Source organism: Burkholderia cepacia (genome assembly GCF_001039005.1).
In the GTDB taxonomy this organism is placed as follows: Bacteria; Pseudomonadota; Gammaproteobacteria; order Burkholderiales; family Burkholderiaceae; genus Burkholderia; species Burkholderia theae.
In genome coordinates, this window is record NZ_LDWR01000103.1 from 1 (window position 1) to 1,525 (window position 1,525).

Sequence of the window (1,525 nt, forward strand, 5' to 3'; positions counted from 1 at the left end):
ACAGACTTGTTATAGGATCAAGCCTTACGGGCAATTAGTATCAGTTAGCTGAACGCATTACTGCGCTTACACACCTGACCTATCAACGTCCTGGTCTCGAACGACCCTTCAAGGGGATCTAGTCCCCAGGGATATCTCATCTTAAGGCGAGTTTCCCGCTTAGATGCTTTCAGCGGTTATCTCTTCCGAACATAGCTACCCGGCGATGCCACTGGCGTGACAACCGGTACACCAGAGGTTCGTCCACTCCGGTCCTCTCGTACTAGGAGCAGCCCCCTTCAAATATCCAACGCCCACGGCAGATAGGGACCAAACTGTCTCACGACGTTTTAAACCCAGCTCACGTACCTCTTTAAATGGCGAACAGCCATACCCTTGGGACCGGCTACAGCCCCAGGATGAGATGAGCCGACATCGAGGTGCCAAACACCGCCGTCGATATGAACTCTTGGGCGGTATCAGCCTGTTATCCCCAGAGTACCTTTTATCCGTTGAGCGATGGCCCTTCCATACAGAACCACCGGATCACTATGACCTGCTTTCGCACCTGCTCGACTTGTCGGTCTCGCAGTTAAGCACGCTTATGCCATTGCACTATCAGCACGATTTCCGACCGTACCTAGCGTACCTTCGTACTCCTCCGTTACGCTTTGGGAGGAGACCGCCCCAGTCAAACTGCCTACCATGCACTGTCCCCGATCCGGATCACGGACCAAGGTTAGAACCTCAAACAAACCAGGGTGGTATTTCAAGGACGGCTCCACCGAAACTAGCGTTCCGGTTTCATAGCCTCCCACCTATCCTACACAGATCGGTTCAAAGTCCAATGCAAAGCTACAGTAAAGGTTCATGGGGTCTTTCCGTCTAGCCGCGGGTAGATTGCATCATCACAAACACTTCAACTTCGCTGAGTCTCGGGAGGAGACAGTGTGGCCATCGTTACGCCATTCGTGCAGGTCGGAACTTACCCGACAAGGAATTTCGCTACCTTAGGACCGTTATAGTTACGGCCGCCGTTTACCGGGACTTCAATCAAGAGCTTGCACCCCATCATTTAATCTTCCGGCACCGGGCAGGCGTCACACCCTATACGTCCACTTTCGTGTTTGCAGAGTGCTGTGTTTTTATTAAACAGTCGCAGCCACCAGTTTATTGCAACCCCTTCACCCTTTGCCCGCAGGGGCATCAAGCTACAAGGGCGTACCTTATCCCGAAGTTACGGTACCAATTTGCCGAGTTCCTTCTCCCGAGTTCTCTCAAGCGCCTTAGAATACTCATCTCGCCCACCTGTGTCGGTTTGCGGTACGGTCATCGTTAGACTGAAGCTTAGAGGCTTTTCTTGGAACCACTTCCAATTGCTTCGCTCCCTAAGGAGCTCGCGCCACACCCTTGAATTCCGCGCCCGGATTTGCCTAAGCGCCTTCTCCAATGCAGCGACCGGGACTTCCAACACCCGGACAACCTTCCGCGATCCGTCCCCCCATCGCATCTAACAATGGTGCAGGAATATTGACCTGCTTCCCAT

The 1,525-nt window shown here is 53.0% G+C and carries 1 rRNA gene; it reads right to left on the reverse strand.

Annotation, left to right across the window (positions count from 1 at the left end):
- Positions 1-13 precede the first annotated feature (13 nt).
- A 23S ribosomal RNA gene (locus VL15_RS37795) occupies positions 14-1,525 on the reverse strand; the annotation flags it as partial.